Source organism: [Muricauda] lutisoli (nom. illeg.) (genome assembly GCF_017313105.1).
Classification (GTDB): domain Bacteria; phylum Bacteroidota; class Bacteroidia; order Flavobacteriales; family Flavobacteriaceae; genus Flagellimonas; species Flagellimonas lutisoli.
Window position 1 is genome coordinate 1,284,208 of the sequence record NZ_JAFLND010000001.1, and the last position, 18,541, is coordinate 1,302,748.

Genomic DNA, 18,541 nt, shown 5'->3' on the forward strand with positions numbered 1-18,541 from the left:
GAACTTCCTTGCTGCATAAAAGGATAAAAATCATACAGATTTGTTAATTCTTACTATAATCCATCAACCCTAAATTTGTAGTTTTGGGCATGCTTAGGATTGTGATTTTGGGGACAGGGAACCTCGCCAAACATCTTTATGATGCTTTTATAACAACAAAGGATGTTGATGTATTGCAAGTTGTTGGCCGTAACCGAGAGGATTTGCAGCAATTTTCCGAATACGCTACGATTTCCAATGATTTTGACGCCATTGCCGAAGCTGATGTATATTTGGTCGCCGTTAAAGATGACGCTATCAGCGAAGTGTCCAAGTATCTATCGAATAAAAAAGGATTAGTGGCCCATACCTCGGGTGCCATGTGTTTGAATGCGATACAAACCACAAACAAAGGGGTTTTTTATCCGCTACAAACTTTTACCAAAGGTATAGCTGTTGATTTTTCAAATATTCCCATCTGTATAGAAGCTGAAGAAAAAGATTCTTTGGAGAGCTTGAGGACCCTGGCAACATCCATATCGGAAAACGTGCATCATATTGATTCCGATCAACGAAAAAAATTGCATCTTGCAGCGGTTTTTGTTAACAATTTCACCAATTACCTATACCATGTTGGGGAGGAACTTTGCTTGGAAGAAGGCCTTTCATTTGAACTTTTGAAACCTTTGATTTTGGAAACGGCGAATAAAGTGCAAATTATGTCGCCAATTGAAGCACAAACCGGACCAGCGCGCAGAAACGATTTAAAAAGTATGGGGAATCACCTAGAACTTTTGAACAAAGAAGAACATATTACACTCTATAAACTATTGAGCCAAGCCATAAAACAAGCCCATGAAGAAGAATTATAAAGAGCTTTTAAGCAGTATCACCACCTTTGTTTTTGATGTTGATGGTGTTTTTACCGATGGAACGGTGTTGATTACCACCGATGGGGAATTGCTTCGAAAAATGAGCGTAAAGGATGGTTATGCCCTAAAAACCGCTATTAAAAAAGGATACAACGTCTGTATCATTACGGGTGGGACCAACCAGGGCGTAAAAGAGCGCTTGAAAGGTCTTGGCGTAACCGATTTCTATATGGGCGCCCATCATAAACAAGAACCGTTGGAAGAATATTTGGATATTCATGGTATAGACCCGCAATCCGTGGTTTACATGGGAGACGATGTCCCAGACATTCCCCCTATGAAAATGGTTGCCCTTGCCACTTCCCCACAAAATGCTGTACCCGAGGTAAAGGCTATTTCGGACTATGTTTCCCATAAAAACGGGGGCGATGGCTGTGTTCGGGATATTATTGAGCAAGTCTTGAAGGTTCGCGGAGACTGGAATGATAATTTTAGTGCCAAGAATGACTAAAAATCCACTCAGAGAAAAGCTCAAAGACAAAAAAATCATTTTGGGCTCTGGTTCACCAAGGCGCAAAATGTTTTTGGAAGAGTTGGGACTGAACTTTGAAGTTCGACCAAAATCGGTAGAAGAGGTCTATCCTGAGCAATTGCAAGGGCAAGAAATATCTGAGTATCTGGCCAAGCTCAAAGCCACTCCATTTTTGAAGGAGCTGGAGCCTGGTCAAATCGTGATCACTTCGGATACCGTGGTTTGGCACAACAACATATCCTTGGCCAAAGCTGCTGATAAAGCCGAGGCGTTTGAAATGCTTCGTACACTCTCGGGGGATTGGCACGAAGTGATCACCTCTGTTTGTTTTACCACAAAAGATTCCCAAAAAACTGTAAGTGGCATCACTAAGGTTAAGTTGAAAGATTTCTCGGATGACGAGATCAACTACTACATTGAAACTTGCCAACCATTTGATAAAGCCGGTGCCTACGGGATACAGGAATGGATCGGAATGATAGGTATTACCGAAATTCAAGGTTCTTACACCAATGTGGTGGGGCTGCCCACAGATTTGGTCTACAAGGCTCTTATGGAACTGTAATCAAGTTCGTTTTACCGAAATAATTTTTACGGGACAGGCTTTTGACGCTTGTTCACAAGGCTCAAAAATACCTTCGTCATGGGATTTTATGGTATGGAATCCCTTTTTGTTTTGGGAATGCAACAAAACGGATTTTCCATCTTTTTTGGACATGGCAAATTGCTCTGGGGCCATCTCCACACAATAATTGCATCCAATACATTTTTCGCGCTGAAGCGTAACTACAACCATTAAGCCTCTACCTTATTTTCCACGATTTTATACAACTTGTCCGATAGTCGAATTCTGAAATCCAAAGGAATGGTTACGGAATCGCCTTTTTTGGCGGTGGAAAGTTTGGCATCGTTCACCAACATTTCGGTGACTTTCATTTCTTTGGCTCCTGTTGTTGGCCCTGTTACCAAAATAGTGTCCCCAATGGAGATATCGTAAGCTTCTATGGTAAACTCACCAATATTGCTTTTAGGGAAAAAGTGAGCTCCTTTTCCAATGTAGACTTTCTTTTGTGTGGCCGATGAACCGGGAATTTTACTCCATTCCCCTAATTTCTGGCCCAAATAGTACCCACTCCAAAAACCTCGATTGTAGACTTTTTCCAGTTCCTGCATCCAAGCGATCACTTTTTCCTTATCGTAGTTGCCCTGGTACAAACTATCCAAAGCCTGACGGTAACATTTGATGACTTTGGCCACATACTCGGGAGCACGCCCCCTACCCTCTATTTTCAAAACCTTGATGCCAGCATCGGCCACTTGATCTAGGAAATCGATGGTACATAAGTCCTTGGGAGACATAATGTACTCATTATCCAGTTCCATTTCAAAACCGGTCTCTTGATCAATGACCGTGTACTTTTTACGGCAATTTTGCTTGCAAGCTCCCCTATTTGCCGAGGAATTGTACGAATGTAAGCTCATGTAACATTTACCCGAAACGGCCATGCACAAGGCTCCGTGACCGAAAACCTCGATTTCCACTAAACGGCCTGACGGTCCCTTGATCTGTTCCTTTTCTATCTGTTCCGTAATCTTCTTTACCTGTCGCAAACTCAACTCTCGGCTCAATACCATAGTGTCGGCGAACATGGCGTAAAACTTCACCGTTTCAATATTGGTTACATTGATTTGGGTTGAAATATGGACTTCCAAGCCCAACTCCCTAGCGGAAGCAATCACAGCTTGGTCCATGGCAATAATCGCTGTCAGCCCTACCTCTTTGGCCTTTTTCAACAAGGTTTTAACTATGGAAAGGTCGTGGTCATATATAATGGTGTTCAAGGTTAGGTAAGTCCGTACCCCTTTTGCATTACATCGCTTTGCGATTTCGGGCAAATCATCCAAAGTAAAGTTCATAGTGGCTCTCGCCCTCATGTTCAATTGCTCCACGCCAAAATATACCGAGTCGGCCCCATTGTCCAACGCAGCCTGCAAAGATTCAAAATTACCCGCAGGTGCCATCAACTCAATCTGTTGCATATCAAAAAGTTTAGCTTCCGAAATATTTTGCAAAACTACATTTTTCCGTGTATTGGAAAAAGTTAAGTATATTGATATAAACCGACTTTACCCATAACTTTGAAAAAATGCGCTTATGAAAACTTTTATCCCAACTTTTAGTACTTCTTTATTTTTGTTGATTCTCTTGGTTGTAGGATGCAAACAAGAAAACAAAACGGAAACATCAACAGATACAGTTACTACCACAAAAACCAAAGAGCAACCACCTAAAAATCCACTTTCAGAAGACTTTAAGGAGTACTGGTATGCAGGAGAGGCCGAAATTACATCCTATCAATTGGAACAGGCAAGATATGGGGAGCTTCGAGATGGCAAGGCCGTTTTGATTTATGTTACCGAACCATTTTTGCCCGCAGAACAGGTAAAAGCAAACAATAACAATCCTGAAAACGTGTCGGTCTTGAAGTTGAATGCCACTAAAAAGTTTTTGACGGGCATCTATCCCTATTCCATCATGAGCAGTACTTTTTATCCCGTTTACGACAATCAACATGCGCTTAAAACAAGTTTGTCCGTTCAAGAATGGTGTGGTCATGTGTACTCCCAACTGAACAATCGTGAAAAATTTGACTTCACCTCCCATTCATATTTTGAAGGAGAGGCCGATCGAGCGTTCTCCATGGAAAAAACTATTTTAGAAAATGAAATCTGGACCAAAATCCGAATCAAACCCGATAATCTTCCATTGGGTGATATTTCCATGATTCCTTCTTTAGAATTTCTTAGATTAAGTCACCAAGAAATAAAAGCATATGATGCCAATGCCAAACTTTCATCCAAAGATGGCATTTCCACTTACACCATTTCCTTCCCGGAATTGGAACGAAATTTGATGATAAATTTCACCACTGATTTCCCCTATTCCATTGAAAGTTGGACTGAGGAGTTTAAGAGCGGTTTTGGTTCTGATGCAAAAACATTGACAACATCGGCCACCAAAATCAAATCATTAAAAACTGCCTATTGGCAGCAAAATGACAACAAGAATTCAATTCTAAGGGACAGTTTAGGTTTATAACACTAGTGATTGCTATGTTAAAAGTCTTTTAAAGAAATGGAGGACTGCCTACAAACTGCCTATATTTGAAATAACCACTAAACAACCAAGTATGAAGCATTTTTGGGTATTCCTTTCCATAACCACGCTATTTTTTACAAATTCCTTTGCCCAAAAACCAGATAAGCTCACCTCCGCAGAGCTATTTCATGAAATCCAAAAACTGAATTTTTTGGGAACGGCACTTTACGTAGCAGCGCATCCCGATGACGAAAACACCAGCCTAATTTCTTATTTGGCCAACCACGAAAAAGCGAGGACCGTATACCTTTCCATGACTCGTGGTGACGGCGGGCAGAACTTGATCGGTTCCGAGTTAGCTGAGCTTTTGGGCGTATTGCGCACACAAGAACTGTTGGCTGCAAGGCACATGGACGGTGGTGAACAACGGTTTACAAGAGCAATCGATTTTGGGTTTTCCAAACATCCGAAGGAAACCTTAAAAATTTGGGACAAAGAAAAAGTGCTGTCAGATGTGGTCTGGGCCATTCGAAACATTAAGCCCGATGTGATCATCAACCGTTTTAATCACAGAACACCTGGTTCCACCCATGGTCATCATACGTCTTCTGCTATTTTGAGCATGGAGGCCTTTGATCTTGCCAACAATCCCGATGTGTACTCCGATCAATTGAAATGGACTACGCCCTGGCAGCCTAAGCGTATTTTTTACAACACGTCGTGGTGGCAATACGGAAGCCGGGAAAAGTTTGCCGAAGCAGATAAGTCGGGTATGGTAATGTTAGATGTTGGCACCTACTACCCGGAACTGGGCCTATCCAACAACGAAATTGCCGCCATGGCTCGAAGTCAACACCTATGCCAAGGGTTTGGCAGGTTGACCGATAGAGGGTCATCTGATGAATATATTGAACTCCTTAAAGGTGACATGCCCCAAAACAACAATGTTTTTGAAGGTATCAACACCACTTGGTCGCGTGTGGAAGGAGGCGAAGCTGTAGGTGACATTCTTTATGATGTTGAGGAAAATTTTGATTTTCAGAATCCATCAAAACATATCCCCGAGCTTGTAAAAGCGTATCAATTACTGCAAGAAGTGGAAGATGAGCATTGGAGAACCCTAAAGTCCGAAGAGTTGAAAAAAATTATTTTGGCTGCCGCAGGACTGTATTTGGAAGCTAGTTCCGCAAGTGCTTCCGCAACTCCTGGTAGCCAAACAACGATCAACATTGAAACCATCAATCGGTCATCGCCAAGTGTTACTCTAAAACAAATCGAAATTATTGGGGCCGATGCCAAATTAACTCCCAATAAAGAATTGGCAGACAACCAAAGAGAAAATTTTGAAATAAGCTTTAAGGTGCCTGAAAATATATCGTACACCAGTCCTTATTGGTTGAACAAACCAGGAACCTTGGGAACATATACTGTTACCGACCAAAGTTTAATTGGCAAACCTGAAACACCCAGTGCTTTCAAAGCTATTTTTACGGTAGAGATCGATGGTGTTGAAATTCCGTTTGGGAAATCCGTAGTTCACCGCTATTCCAGGCCTGATAGAGGCGAATTGTACGAGCCTTTTGCCATATTACCTGAAGTTACCTCCAAAATCGATGAGAAAGTGCTGATTTTTGCCAACGCCGATACCAAAGAGGTCCAAGTTAAAATTAGAGCTGGAAAAAATGATGTGTCCGGTACCGTTGCCTTGAACCATCCTTCGGGTTGGGTAGTTTCTCCAAGCAGTATACCATTTTCCATATCACAAAAAGGCGAGGAAATCTCGATTGCATTTAATGTTACCCCTCCCAATACGGAAAGCGAAGGTAAGTTGGAACCCAAAATCACCATGGGCAACAAAATATACGATAAAGAACTTGTAGAAATTGACTACGACCATATCCCCAAGCAATCTGTCCTACTTCCTTCAGAAGCCAAAGTGGTGCGCATGGATATAAAAAAGTCCGGGGAGCATATTGCCTATATTATGGGAGCTGGTGACAATGTTCCCGAAAGTTTGGAGCAAATCGGTTATCAAGTCCATCTAGTGGACCCGAACGATATTCAAAACGGGGATTTGGACAAATATGATGCTGTAGTGGTCGGAATCAGGGCCTATAATGTTGTGGATGCCCTAAAGTTCAAGCAACCTGTTTTGTTTGATTATGTGGAAAAGGGCGGCACCATGATCGTACAATACAACACTGCAGGAAGGTGGGCCAGTCAATTTGAAAATATTGCACCTTACAATGTGACGCTTTCACGTGACAGGGTCACCGACGAGAATGCTGAAGTGAAAATATTGGCGCCAAACAATTCGTTGGTTAATTTTCCGAATGCCATCACAGAAAAAGATTTTGATGGTTGGGTTCAAGAACGGGGGTTATATTTCCCAAGTGAATGGAGCTCAGAGTTTACACCAATTCTATCTATGAAGGATGAAGGGGAAACCGACAAACAAGGTAGCCTTATTGTAGCACCTTATGGAGAAGGTCACTATATTTACACCGGTTTAAGCTTTTTCAGGGAATTGCCTGTTGGGGTTTCGGGAGCATATAAACTCTTTGCAAATATGCTTTCGGTAGGAAAAGATGAAGTAAAAAGAGACAGTAATGTCAAAGGATAATATGGATACCAAATTTGAATGGAAGAAGGAATACAGCATCGTAATCCTTTTAAATGCCATATATATTTTGGTGTTTTACCTCATAATGATTTTAAACAACTAGTATCCTGAATGGCATTACTCGACTGGATTATTCTTGGTAGTACCCTACTTTTCATCGTTGCATACGGTGTTTGGAAAACTCGTGGCAACAAGAACGTGGATGACTATGTTCGCGGAGGGGATAACGTAAAGTGGTGGACCATTGGTTTATCCGTTATGGCCACACAGGCAAGCGCCATTACTTTTTTATCTACGCCAGGCCAGGCATTTCACGACGGAATGGGTTTCGTCCAGTTTTACTTTGGACTGCCCTTGGCCATGATCGTCATCTGCTTGATATTTATTCCCATCTATAAAAAATTAAAGGTATTTACTGCTTATGAAATGCTCGAGGGGCGTTTTGACCTGAAAACCCGTACCCTTACGGCATTATTGTTTTTGGTGCAACGTGGATTGGCCGCAGGAATCACAATTTTTGCACCTTCTATCATACTTTCTGCGGTATTGGGATGGGATCTTAGGACCTTGAACATTATCATTGGAATTTTGGTGATCATATATACCGTTTCTGGCGGCACCAAAGCAGTTAGTGTTACCCAGAAGCAACAGATGTTCATCATAATGTTGGGAATGTTCTTTGCTTTTTTCTTCATAATGGGCGCTCTTCCCACCGATATTTCTTTTGGTAAAGCTTTAAAAGTTGCGGGGGCCAATAACAAGCTGAATATTTTGGATTTCACTTTTGACACCGATAATCGATACACTTTTTGGAGTGGTATTACCGGCGGATTCTTTTTGGCTTTGGCTTATTTTGGAACAGACCAAAGTCAGGTTCAGCGGTATTTATCAGGTAAATCCATCCGTGAAAGCCAACTGGCACTTGTTTTCAATGGAATTTTTAAAATACCGATGCAGTTCTTTATCCTTTTAGTGGGTACTATGGTATTTGTTTTTTATCAGTATAACTCTTCTCCTCTAAATTTTAATCCCGCTGCCACCGAAGCTGTTATGCAATCGGAATATGCCAATGACTATCAATCCTTGGAAGAAGACCATAAAGAATTGGAGAAAGAAAAGAGAATGGCTCAGCATTCTTTCTCAGCCGCATTGGAACTTAAAGAATATAATGCGATAGAACAGGCAAAGCAGGATATCATAAAAATCAATGAGAAGGAAAATGCGAGTAGGGAAGCTGCCAAAAGTTTAATTGCCAAAGCAGATGGTTCCGTTGAAACCAACGACAAGGATTACGTATTTATCCATTTTATCCTGAACAATCTGCCCATGGGACTTATTGGGCTTCTTTTAGCGGTAATTCTCTCCGCGGCCATGTCGTCCACCGCTTCCGAATTGAATGCCCTAGGTACCATTACCGCTCTTGACCTCTACAAACGCAACAGCAAAAAAGAACATAAACAGGAGCATTACTTAAAGGCTACCAAGGCCTTTACCTTACTTTGGGGAATAATTGCCATTATCATCGCCAATGTGGCCAACCTTTTTGATAACCTGATACAATTGGTGAACATTATCGGTTCCATTTTCTATGGAAATGTACTGGGTATATTTTTGTTGGCCTTTTTCTTCAAATTTGTAAAAGGAAATGCTGTTTTTGTAGCTGCAATTGTTACCCAGATTATCGTTATTATTGGTTGGTATTTTGATTGGATGTCCTACTTGTGGTTGAATGCCTTTGGTTGTGTATTGGTCATTGTATTGGCCACAATTACTCAAATATTTGATAACTTCTTGGGCAACAATACTATAAAGGAATAAAAAAACCCACTTCAAAAGTGGGTCTTTTACTATCTTGATATAAATATCAATTACATCTTAGCCCATTCTTTTAAGGAATCTTTGTTCATTTTAACATAATCCTGGTTACCTGCAGCTTGTGCAGCGGCCAAAGATCTTTTAGCAGCTTCGATAGCGGCTTCCTTATCTCCCATTTTGGCATAAATCAAAGACTGGGTACGCATCATCCAATAGGCACTTCCATCACCCATTTCAACAGCTTTGTCGACCCATTCCTTGGCCTGTTCCATATTCACTCCCTCAGAGAAATAATAGGAACCTGCGGCAAAGTAGTCATTGGCTTCGAGGTCCTCTTTGTTTGCCATGGTCTCTTGAATGCTTTTCATCGCTTTATCAACCGTGGGAACCACAAAGTCGACTCCAACATAAGTGTTCTCCCACATAATGCCCAAAGTAGCACCATTGTTATATAGGTCATCTATAGTTATGGTAAAGGACTCAATGGGCATTGGTACTTCCATGGTTTCAACTTTTACCGTCGCAGCGACCTTGGATGCATCCCATTCCTGTGGAGTGCCCCAGTTTTCTGTATCAGTATAAAAGAAAACTTCCCAAACAGCCTCAGCTGGTCTGGTGTAAATGGCATAACTTCCTGCCTTGAGTTCTTTTCCTTTAACGGTTACATCATCACTAAAAGTGATTACTGTGTTTTGATTGGCTCCTGTTCTCCAAATAGCGCCATAAGGAACCAAGTCACCAAATACTGTTCTACCCCTCATGGCAGGGCGAGAATATTTAACGGTAACATCGGTCAATCCAACTTTTTGTTCCAAAGTGGAAAATGGACTAGGTGCTGGCGTTTGTATTTGTGCTTCCAAAGAAACACACGTTGCCATTGTAAATAGTAAGAGTGCAAATTTTTTCATAGTTGTAATATGTATTAATTGTTCAGCAAAGCAAAATTAAGATAAAGCGATGCCCTATTTGTTAATTAAACCATAAAACAAAAATAGCAAATAAAAGACCTTGATTTAATTTTTGTTTAACTTTTTAATATTTTTCTTAAACATTTTACTGTTATCTTTGCATAAATTCATTTAGATGCAACTCTATCAGTTAAAATCAAAGCAAATATTTCCCATAAGCAAAAAAGAAGCTTGGGATTTCCTTTCGGACCCTAAAAATTTGGCGGTTATCACTCCGCAGCATATGGGTTTTCATATTTTGGCGGGTGCCGACAGACCCATGTTCCAAGGTCAGGTAATACAATATATTGTAAAACCATTCCCTTTGATCTCCACAAAATGGGTTACCGAAATTACCCATGTAAAAGACGGTGAATACTTTGTGGATGAGCAGCGTTTTGGTCCCTACTCCCTTTGGCACCATAAACATTTTTTAAAAGAGGTTCCCGAAGGTGTGGAAATGGAGGATATTATCGACTATAAATTACCCTTTGGCTTTTTGGGACAACTGACACAACCCCTTTTGGTAAAAAATCAGTTGCAGAAGATTTTTGAATTTAGGGAAAAGAAGCTAGCCGAGTTGTTCGGCCAAGTGGATGGAAAAGAGAATTTTTTAAGCATTAGAAAAGTATAACATGAAAAAGAATATATTATTGATCGGTGGCTCTTATGGAATTGGATTGGAAATGGCCAAGAAGCTTTCCAAAGACCATCAGGTATATGTAGCCAGTCGAAGTAATAATGAACTTTCAGGTATGGACGTCACCCACATTTCTTTTGATGCCCTGACCGAGGATATCTCCGAAAAGGCAATTCCCGAAAAATTGGACGGCTTTGTATATTGCCCTGGGAGCATCAATCTGAAACCATTTAAAACAATGGGTGTCGATACCATTCAAAACGATATGGAAATCAATTTTATCGCTTTGGCAAAAACGGTAAAATCCATCATCAACAGAATGAACGAAGGTTCAAGCATGGTATTTTTCAGTACCGTGGCCGTGGGAACGGGAATGCCTTTCCACACCAGTGTTTCAGCGGCAAAAGGAGCTATCGAGGGATTTGCCCGTGCACTGGCGGCAGAATACGCACCAAAAGTTAGGGTGAACGTTATAGCCCCTTCCCTGGTGGATACTCCCTTATCGGAGCGACTGTTGAGCAATGACAAGAAAAAAGAGATGATGGCCGAAAGACACCCAATGAAAAGAGTCGGTAACTCAGCGGATATTGCGAACATGGCTACCTTTTTGCTGGATTCCGATAATTCATGGATCACAGGACAGGTTATTGGAGTGGATGGCGGAATGTCCAGCTTAAACGTAAGTTAATGAAAGATAAAGTCATTGTTTTTTGGTTTAGACGTGATTTGCGGTTGGATGATAATGTCGGATTGTACCAAGCACTGCAAAACGATGTTCCTGTATTGCCGATATTCATTTTTGATACCGAAATACTTGAAAACCTCCCAAAAAATGATGCTAGGATTACCTTTATCCATGAGCAGCTACAAAAAATAAACAATCAGCTCCGCACAAACCATGATGGCGGAATCGCACAGTTCCACGGTAAGCCCAAAAAGGTTTTCCAACAATTATTGGAAGACTACACTGTTGAAGCTGTCTACACCAATCACGATTACGAACCATATGCCAAAAAGCGGGATGGTGAAATAAAATCCCTTTTAGAGGAAAACGATGTGCAGTTCAACACCTTTAAGGATCAGGTGATTTTTGAAAAAGACGAAGTGGTAAAGGACGACGGAGACCCTTACGTAGTGTACACCCCATTTATGCGAAAGTGGAAGGAGAAGTTTAACCCTTCCATACACCTGGTGGAGTATGATACGCTTAACGACCTTGGTAAAAACTTATATCAGGCCAACGACTTGCCACAAGTATCTCTAGAAGAGATGGGGTTTGAGGAATCTTCCATAAAGGTTCCCGAATGTACGGTTACTTCCGATTTGATTCAAAAATATGAGGATACACGGGACTATCCCGCCAAGGAAAAAGGGACTTCCCGACTAGGTCCACATTTACGTTTTGGCACTGTTTCCATTCGGAAAATGGTTAAAAAAGCCATAAATGAAAAGAACGAGACCTTTTGGAACGAGCTTATCTGGAGGGAGTTTTTCATGCAGATTCTCTGGCATTTTCCACATACTGTAAATGAGGCCTTTCGATCTAAGTACGACAGAATCGAATGGCGGAACAATGAAGAAGACTTTGAAAAATGGAAAAATGGAAAAACAGGCTATCCTTTGGTGGATGCTGGAATGCGCCAGTTGAATGAAACAGGTTATATGCACAATCGGGTCCGTATGTTGGTCGCCAGTTTCCTTTGCAAACATCTATTGATCGATTGGCGCTGGGGCGAGGCCTATTTTGCCGAAAAACTCCTGGACTACGAAATGGCCAGTAATGTTGGCAATTGGCAATGGGCAGCAGGCAGCGGAGTGGACGCCGCCCCGTATTTCAGGATATTTAACCCAACCACACAGATCAAAAAATTTGATAAGGACAAGAAGTACATCAACAAATGGGTGGAAGACCTTCAAGAATTGACGTATCCCGACCCCATTGTTGATCATAAATTGGCCCGTGAACGATGTTTAAAAACCTATAAAGAAGCGGTCAGTTAAAGCTTTTTCGTTAATTTTAGTTTTCTGTTGAGACAGTTTTGCTTTATCTCGAAATAGCTTGACCGATCCAACAGGACATAACTAACTCAAAACCTTTAAAATGAAGAAGTTTTCAACCTTACTCCTTTTGGGATTGATATCGCTGAACCTATCGGCCCAAAAGATGACCAAGGACAAAAAAGCCGTCGTTGCTTCGGTAGAAAAGCACAAAGAAAATCTAATTAAAATCAGCGATTCCATTTGGGCACTGGCCGAAACCGCTTTTGAAGAATCCATTTCTTCAAAATTACTTGCAGATTATGCCGAAGAAAACGGGATGACAGTCACCCGAGGCGTGGCCAACATTCCAACTGCGTTTGTAGCCACTTATGGCTCCGGTTCTCCAGTAATCAGTGTATTGGGCGAGTTTGATGCCCTTCCAGGCCTTTCGCAGAATACCGTTCCAACCAAAGACCCAAGGTTTGAGGGCGAACCTGGACATGGATGCGGTCATAACATGTTCGGTGCTGCCAGTTTGGGAGCTGCCATTGCGATTAAAGAACAAATTGAAGCCGGAAATATCAAAGGAACCGTGAAATTCTTCGGAACGCCGGCCGAGGAAAAATTCTTCGGAAAAGTTTGGATGGTAGAAGCTGGACTTTGGGACGATGTGGATGTTAATGTAAGTTGGCACCCTTCTGCCGAAATTGAAGCCGATGTACAGAGTGGATTGGCCTTAGTGGACTTTATGGTAGAATTCTACGGTCAGGCTGCCCACGCTTCCGCCGACCCTTGGAATGGACGTAGTGCCTCAGACGCCCTGGAATTGTACACTACCGGAATCAATTATTACAGAGAGCACATTAGACCGACATCGCGTATCCATTACCACATTCAAGATGGTGGACAAGTAGTGAACGTGGTTCCGGATTATGCCCGTTTATGGGTGAGGGTTCGTGACCCCAAAAGAGATGTTATGCTCCCAACGTTTGAACGCGTAAAAGCAATGGCCGAAGGTGCCGCTATAATGGCCAATGTGGATTATAAATACTCATTGATTTCTGGTATTTACGAAACTTTGGTCAACCGTGAAGGAGGAAAAATAATGCAGAACAACCTAGAGCTTTTGGGTCCTATTACCTATACCGATGAGGAAATCGCCTATGGTAAGGCCATTCAAGAAGCTACAGGAAAGCCACAAGTTGGCATGGATGGAGAAGTTCATCCCTTAAAAGAAACAGAAGAACTACCGGGCGGAGGCTCTACGGATGTCGGTGATGTTAGCTGGAATGTACCAAACATTAACCTTGGTGTTACCGTGGCACCAAAAGGAACTCCGTGGCACTCATGGGCCGTGGTAGCCTGCGGTGGAATGAGCATTGGGCACAAAGGAATGGTCTATGCCTCTAAAGCCATGGGAATGACCATGTTTGACCTTTTTGACGACCCTAAATCGGTGGAAAAAGTAAAAGAAGAATATAAGACCAGAAAAGGTGATGTGAAATATGAGGCCATGATCGATGGTCCACCACCGATCCCTGGTAAATAAACTGAATCACAATTTAATTGAAAAGCCTGCCAAAAAGCAGGCTTTTCAATCTTAAAATATAGAATTGCGCTATGAAAAATCCTGTTTTACAAACCTTTCCGTTAAGTTCTCCTTGGCAAACCTTGGATCCTTTTTTGTTCAGTGTGTACCATTTGGACCATTTTCCAAAAGGAAATGGCGACATGGGACCTGATTCTTCTTTGCTTAAAGGAAGAAATTTGGGAAGTGATTTTGATCCAACAAAAAAATGGCGCATGTACCACGGGCAGACCATCCCAGGATTTCCTTCTCATCCACATTGTGGGTTTGAAACTATAACCATTGTGAACAAAGGCTTTTGTGATCATTCCGATTCCTTGGGAGCTGCTGGCAGATTTGGAAAGGGTGATGTTCAATGGATGACCGCCGGAAGAGGTGTACAGCATTCCGAAATGTTTCCGTTATTAAAAGATGATGAGGAAAACACATTGGAATTGTTTCAAATCTGGTTAAACCTACCGAAAACCGGAAAATTTGTAGACCCCCATTTTAAAATGCTCTGGAACGAAGATATTCCAGTTGTAGAAGAGGAAAACGCTAAAATCAAAGTGGTTGCCGGTAAGTACAAGGAGGTGAAACCAGTGGCTCCTGCTCCCGATTCTTGGGCCGCCAACCCAGAAAACGAAGTGGCTGTTTGGAACATTCATGTAGATGCAGGTTCAGAATATGCGTTGCCCAGTGCAAGCAACTCAGTTAACCGTGTACTGTATTTTTATGACGGTGATGAAATCCATATTGGCGAAAAAAAAATCCAACCTAACTTTGGTATCGTTTTAGACCCGACCCAAGATGTCCACATTAAAGTAGGCTCCAAAACTGCCCATTTTATGTTATTGCAAGGAAAACCTATTGGTGAACCCGTTGCCAAATACGGCCCATTTGTGATGAACACCCAAGCCGAAATACAAAAAGTGATGGAAAATTACCGCCTTACCCAATTTGGCGGTTGGCCTTGGCCACACCCAGATAATGTGCACGATAAGGATAAAGGCCGTTTTGCATTATACCCAGATGGGAAATTGGATATGAAAAAATAATTCTTTTCTTACAGACATTGCTCTTATGTATATTACTTCAATATTTTGAGGGTTTTTAAATAGAATTCTTTATAAATTGAAACCGTGCCATAATATGTATTGAATATAAGCTAACCTACTCTGTTCAGGCTGTAAAATATTATATGAAGACCCCCGGTTTATTGATTTACCCTACCATTCTCTTTTTCTTATTGGTGCACATCTGTGCTGCTCAAACCAAGGAAATAGATAGCCTTCGGAACTTACTGGAAACTGCCGATGATACTACTCAAGTAAACCTATTAAGGCTTTTAGGGATAAAATTCAGATTTATCGATAAAGAAAATGCCGTAGCCTACGGATTGCAAAGTTTGGAAAAATCAAAAGAAATCGATTTTGCTACCGGTAAAGCCAATGCGCTCTACTCCCTAGGCCTTACCCATGGGATGACGGATAATTATGCACGTTCCCTGGAGTATTTGAACAAATGCCTTCCGGTGGCGAACCAAAATAAGGATCATAGCATGGTTTGCGATATATACAATTCACTTGGAATCGTATACAAACGTATCGGGGATTATCCCACAAGTCAGGAAAGCTATCTAAACAGCCTTAAAATAATTGATTCGTTCGACCTGGAAAGAAATGCCGCTTCCGTTTACAACAACTTGGGAGTTTTATATGACCTGATGGATGAAAAGGACAAGGCCATTGCCAGTTATAAGAAGGCTTTGGAAACTTACAACGGGCCAGATCGCGAGGCCATGCAGAACGACGTTGAGGCAAATATAGCCGTAATGGATTTTACGGATGGCAACTACCGAGCAGCTCTGGACAAGTTTTTAAAAATAGTCCCGTATTGGGAACAACAAAAGAACAACATTAAATTATTCGACCTTTACAGCAATATTGGTGATTGTTACCTGCAGTTGGAACAATGGGAATTATCCCAAGAATACCTTTTGAAAGCATTGGATTTAGCTAAACAACTTTCCCTTGAACAAGGAAAGGCAGTGGTGTACTATAATTTGGCCAATCTGATGTTCCATCAAAAAAAATTCGATCGTGCCATAGTGTATTCCAATAAAAACATTGAGGTATTGAAAGGCCTACAGGGAGCCTATGAGAAAAAACGGGAAGCGCACGAAAAAGCATTTGAAATTTATAATGCCCTGGACCAATTCGAAAAAGCGATTTTTCATTTAAATCAGACCATGGCTTACAAGGATAGCCTTTTGAATGAGACCAAGGTCCGGGAAATTCAAAACCTTGAGGTAAAACGCGAAGTTTATCTAAAGGATAAAGAAATTAAAGAAAATGAATTGGAATTGGAATTGCTGAACACCAAGGTTGAATCGAACAAAAAACGCATCATCTATCTTGCGATCATTTCCACTTTATTCATGCTTTCGGCCAGCTTACTATATTTTCGTTACCGCAACAAACGGAAATCAAATACGGTCCTTAGAGAAAAAAACACATTGATTTCCGAGCAAAAACAAGTTATAGAGGAAATGAACGTGGAATTGGAAAAAAGAATGCTGAGGGCCCAAATGAACCCTCATTTTATCTTTAATTCCCTTAGTTCAATTCAACACCTAATCAACTCGGACAACAAAAAAGGAGCTCTCATATATCTCAGCAAATTTTCAAAACTACTACGGCAAGTTTTAGAAAGCTCCATAAACGTGAGCCTGGCATTGCGGGAAGAAATTGAGCTCTTAAAAATATATGTTGAATTGGAAGCCCTTCGTTTTGATGATTCCTTCAGCTATTCCTTTGATGTTGATAAAAATTTGGACATCGACAAATATGAAATTCCCATGCTTTTGGTTCAACCTTACATTGAAAATGCCATTGTTCATGGCTTGATGCCGAAAAAAGGTTCGAAACACCTGACCATTGCTTTTAATGACAAAGCAAATCATATTGAATGTATTATTGAAGACAACGGTTTGGGGATTATAAAGTTCAACAACGCGAACGATGACAATAGGATATCCAGGGGAATGTACCTTACAGAAAGAAGGATTAATGCATTGAAGAGTTTTTCAAATCAGGATTTGGTAAAAGTGGAAAACTTAAACAACAATACGGGTACGCGGGTGACCATACTGATTCCAAAGGATTAGTAAATAATATTACAACCTCACTATATTGGCTCCTATGGCACGTAAGCGCTCATCTATATTTTCATAACCACGATCTATCTGCTCAATATTATGTATAGTGGATGTACCCTTAGCGGACAATGCAGCGATCAAAAGGGATACTCCTGCCCTAATATCGGGTGATACCATCGTTGTGGCCTTCAAAGTGGATTTAAAGTCATGACCAATAACTGTGGCACGATGGGGATCGCAAAGAATTATTTTTGCTCCCATATCAATGAGTTTATCCACAAAAAACAAACGGCTCTCGAACATTTTTTGATGAATGAGCACTTCCCCCTTTGCCTGAGTGGCCACAACCAAAATAATGCTCAACAAATCAGGAGTAAGCCCAGGCCATGGTGCATCGGCAATGGTAAGGATAGACCCGTCGATAAAATTTTGTATTTCGTAACCCTCTTCGTGCTTTGGAATAAAGATGTCGTCGTTCTTGCTTTCTAGGGTAATTCCCAATTTTCTAAAAACAGTCGGAATTTGACCTAAATCGTCCCAACTTACATTTTTTATGGTAAGTTCACTCTGTGTCATGGCGGCCAGACCTATCCAACTACCTATCTCGATCATATCGGGCAACATGGTATGTTCGGTTCCTCCCAAGGAATCCACCCCTTCAATTTTCAATAAGTTAGATCCAATGCCGGTGATCTTTGCCCCCATGCGATTCAACATTTTGCATAATTGTTGCAAATAAGGTTCGCAGGCAGCATTGTAAATTGTGGTTGTTCCTTCCGCCAGAACAGCGGCCATAACAATATTGGCAGTACCTGTAACCGAAGCTTCGTCCAACAACATGTAGGTTCCTATGAGCTTATCGGCTTCTACACCATAAAAATGTTCTTCTTTGTTGTAACGGAACTGTGCTCCAAGTTTTATAAATCCTTCAAAATGGGTATCCAATCTTCGCCTTCCGATTTTATCGCCACCAGGTTTCGGAATGTATCCTTTACCAAATCTTGCCAATAATGGTCCAACCAACATAATGGAACCCCTAAGTCCGCGACCATCTTCCTTAAACTTTGCGGATTGCAGGTAATCCAAATTGACATCGTCTGCCTTGAAGGTATAGGAGCCCTTGCCTTTCTTTTGGATTTTAACCCCCAAATCCTCAAGAAGGGCAATCAATTTATTGACATCTACAATGTCGGGTATATTGTTTATGGTGATTTTTTCTTCTGAAAGCAATACGGCACAAAGAATCTGCAGTGCTTCGTTCTTTGCCCCTTGAGGCGTAATTTCACCATGCAACTGGTGTCCGCCCTCTATTCGAAATGTACCCAT

The 18,541-nt window shown here is 41.3% G+C and carries 16 protein-coding genes; 12 read left to right on the forward strand and 4 right to left on the reverse strand.

What is annotated here, in order from left to right:
* Positions 1 to 89 precede the first annotated feature (89 nt).
* Genes J0X13_RS06045 through J0X13_RS06055 form a run of 3 tightly spaced genes read left to right on the forward strand, consistent with a single transcriptional unit; the run spans position 90 to position 1,948 of the window.
* Entirely contained in the window at positions 90 to 851 is a 762-nt protein-coding gene (locus tag J0X13_RS06045) for a Rossmann-like and DUF2520 domain-containing protein (RefSeq protein ID WP_207070524.1), read from the forward strand.
* On the forward strand, positions 835 to 1,362 hold the full coding sequence (locus J0X13_RS06050; RefSeq protein WP_207026354.1) for a KdsC family phosphatase: 528 nt from the start codon (positions 835 to 837) through the stop codon (positions 1,360 to 1,362). The genes J0X13_RS06045 and J0X13_RS06050 overlap by 17 nt, the downstream gene beginning before the upstream one ends.
* Complete coding sequence (locus J0X13_RS06055; protein WP_207070525.1) at positions 1,355 to 1,948, forward strand: Maf family nucleotide pyrophosphatase; 594 nt, start codon at positions 1,355 to 1,357, stop codon at positions 1,946 to 1,948. Before J0X13_RS06050 ends, J0X13_RS06055 begins: the two co-directional genes overlap by 8 nt.
* On the opposite strand, the gene J0X13_RS06060 is transcribed toward J0X13_RS06055, so the two are convergent.
* Together J0X13_RS06060 and J0X13_RS06065 are read right to left on the reverse strand one after the other, a co-directional pair.
* A complete protein-coding gene (locus J0X13_RS06060) occupies positions 1,949 to 2,179 on the reverse strand; it encodes a ferredoxin (RefSeq protein WP_207070526.1) in 231 nt (76 codons plus the stop codon).
* Positions 2,179 to 3,423: a peptidase U32 family protein gene (locus J0X13_RS06065; RefSeq protein WP_207070527.1), complete on the reverse strand. Its 1,245-nt coding sequence runs from the start codon at positions 3,421 to 3,423 to the stop codon at positions 2,179 to 2,181. The genes J0X13_RS06060 and J0X13_RS06065 overlap by 1 nt, the downstream gene beginning before the upstream one ends.
* Before the next feature lie 115 nt (positions 3,424 to 3,538).
* On the opposite strand from J0X13_RS06065, the gene J0X13_RS06070 reads away from it, so the two are divergent.
* From J0X13_RS06070 to J0X13_RS06080, 3 genes are all read left to right on the forward strand, one after another.
* Complete coding sequence (locus tag J0X13_RS06070) at positions 3,539 to 4,483, forward strand: septum formation inhibitor Maf (protein ID WP_207070528.1); 945 nt, start codon at positions 3,539 to 3,541, stop codon at positions 4,481 to 4,483.
* Between the two features lie 91 nt (positions 4,484 to 4,574).
* Complete coding sequence (locus J0X13_RS06075; RefSeq protein ID WP_207070529.1) at positions 4,575 to 7,106, forward strand: PIG-L family deacetylase; 2,532 nt, start codon at positions 4,575 to 4,577, stop codon at positions 7,104 to 7,106.
* 111 nt (positions 7,107 to 7,217) lie between these two features.
* Complete coding sequence (locus J0X13_RS06080) at positions 7,218 to 8,924, forward strand: sodium:solute symporter family transporter (protein WP_207070530.1); 1,707 nt, start codon at positions 7,218 to 7,220, stop codon at positions 8,922 to 8,924.
* Between the two features lie 50 nt (positions 8,925 to 8,974).
* Here J0X13_RS06080 and J0X13_RS06085 read toward each other — a convergent pair whose 3' ends face one another.
* A complete protein-coding gene (locus J0X13_RS06085; RefSeq protein ID WP_207070531.1) occupies positions 8,975 to 9,829 on the reverse strand; it encodes a DUF2911 domain-containing protein in 855 nt (284 codons plus the stop codon).
* A 175-nt stretch (positions 9,830 to 10,004) separates the two neighbouring features.
* On the opposite strand from J0X13_RS06085, the gene J0X13_RS06090 reads away from it, so the two are divergent.
* The 6 genes from J0X13_RS06090 to J0X13_RS06115 all read left to right on the forward strand — a co-directional run bounded on the left by J0X13_RS06090 (position 10,005) and on the right by J0X13_RS06115 (position 17,224).
* Positions 10,005 to 10,502, forward strand: a complete 498-nt coding sequence (locus J0X13_RS06090; RefSeq protein WP_207070532.1) for an SRPBCC family protein — start codon at positions 10,005 to 10,007, stop codon at positions 10,500 to 10,502.
* A gap of 1 nt (position 10,503) precedes the next feature.
* Entirely contained in the window at positions 10,504 to 11,196 is a 693-nt protein-coding gene (locus tag J0X13_RS06095) for an SDR family NAD(P)-dependent oxidoreductase (protein ID WP_207070533.1), read from the forward strand.
* Positions 11,196 to 12,509, forward strand: coding sequence for a cryptochrome/photolyase family protein (locus J0X13_RS06100; protein WP_207070534.1), 1,314 nt, complete (start codon positions 11,196 to 11,198; stop codon positions 12,507 to 12,509). Before J0X13_RS06095 ends, J0X13_RS06100 begins: the two co-directional genes overlap by 1 nt.
* A 100-nt stretch (positions 12,510 to 12,609) precedes the next feature.
* Positions 12,610 to 14,037, forward strand: a complete 1,428-nt coding sequence (locus J0X13_RS06105; protein ID WP_207070535.1) for an amidohydrolase — start codon at positions 12,610 to 12,612, stop codon at positions 14,035 to 14,037.
* Positions 14,038 to 14,108: 71 nt separating this feature from the next.
* Complete coding sequence (locus J0X13_RS06110; RefSeq protein ID WP_207070536.1) at positions 14,109 to 15,113, forward strand: pirin family protein; 1,005 nt, start codon at positions 14,109 to 14,111, stop codon at positions 15,111 to 15,113.
* A 143-nt stretch (positions 15,114 to 15,256) separates the two neighbouring features.
* Entirely contained in the window at positions 15,257 to 17,224 is a 1,968-nt protein-coding gene (locus tag J0X13_RS06115) for a tetratricopeptide repeat-containing sensor histidine kinase (protein ID WP_207070537.1), read from the forward strand.
* 9 nt (positions 17,225 to 17,233) lie between these two features.
* On the opposite strand, the gene murA is transcribed toward J0X13_RS06115, so the two are convergent.
* Entirely contained in the window at positions 17,234 to 18,541 is a 1,308-nt protein-coding gene (murA, locus tag J0X13_RS06120) for a UDP-N-acetylglucosamine 1-carboxyvinyltransferase (RefSeq protein ID WP_207070538.1), read from the reverse strand.

Coding starts and splice junctions, on each gene's coding strand:
- J0X13_RS06045 (WP_207070524.1), top strand. CDS start 90: ATGCTTAGGATTGTGATTTTGGGGACAGGGAACCTCGCCAAACATCTT.
- J0X13_RS06050 (WP_207026354.1), top strand. CDS start 835: ATGAAGAAGAATTATAAAGAGCTTTTAAGCAGTATCACCACCTTTGTT.
- J0X13_RS06055 (WP_207070525.1), top strand. CDS start 1,355: ATGACTAAAAATCCACTCAGAGAAAAGCTCAAAGACAAAAAAATCATT.
- J0X13_RS06060 (WP_207070526.1), bottom strand. CDS start 2,179: ATGGTTGTAGTTACGCTTCAGCGCGAAAAATGTATTGGATGCAATTAT.
- J0X13_RS06065 (WP_207070527.1), bottom strand. CDS start 3,423: ATGCAACAGATTGAGTTGATGGCACCTGCGGGTAATTTTGAATCTTTG.
- J0X13_RS06070 (WP_207070528.1), top strand. CDS start 3,539: ATGAAAACTTTTATCCCAACTTTTAGTACTTCTTTATTTTTGTTGATT.
- J0X13_RS06075 (WP_207070529.1), top strand. CDS start 4,575: ATGAAGCATTTTTGGGTATTCCTTTCCATAACCACGCTATTTTTTACA.
- J0X13_RS06080 (WP_207070530.1), top strand. CDS start 7,218: ATGGCATTACTCGACTGGATTATTCTTGGTAGTACCCTACTTTTCATC.
- J0X13_RS06085 (WP_207070531.1), bottom strand. CDS start 9,829: ATGAAAAAATTTGCACTCTTACTATTTACAATGGCAACGTGTGTTTCT.
- J0X13_RS06090 (WP_207070532.1), top strand. CDS start 10,005: ATGCAACTCTATCAGTTAAAATCAAAGCAAATATTTCCCATAAGCAAA.
- J0X13_RS06095 (WP_207070533.1), top strand. CDS start 10,504: ATGAAAAAGAATATATTATTGATCGGTGGCTCTTATGGAATTGGATTG.
- J0X13_RS06100 (WP_207070534.1), top strand. CDS start 11,196: ATGAAAGATAAAGTCATTGTTTTTTGGTTTAGACGTGATTTGCGGTTG.
- J0X13_RS06105 (WP_207070535.1), top strand. CDS start 12,610: ATGAAGAAGTTTTCAACCTTACTCCTTTTGGGATTGATATCGCTGAAC.
- J0X13_RS06110 (WP_207070536.1), top strand. CDS start 14,109: ATGAAAAATCCTGTTTTACAAACCTTTCCGTTAAGTTCTCCTTGGCAA.
- J0X13_RS06115 (WP_207070537.1), top strand. CDS start 15,257: ATGAAGACCCCCGGTTTATTGATTTACCCTACCATTCTCTTTTTCTTA.
- murA (WP_207070538.1), bottom strand. CDS start 18,541: ATGGGTACATTTCGAATAGAGGGCGGACACCAGTTGCATGGTGAAATT.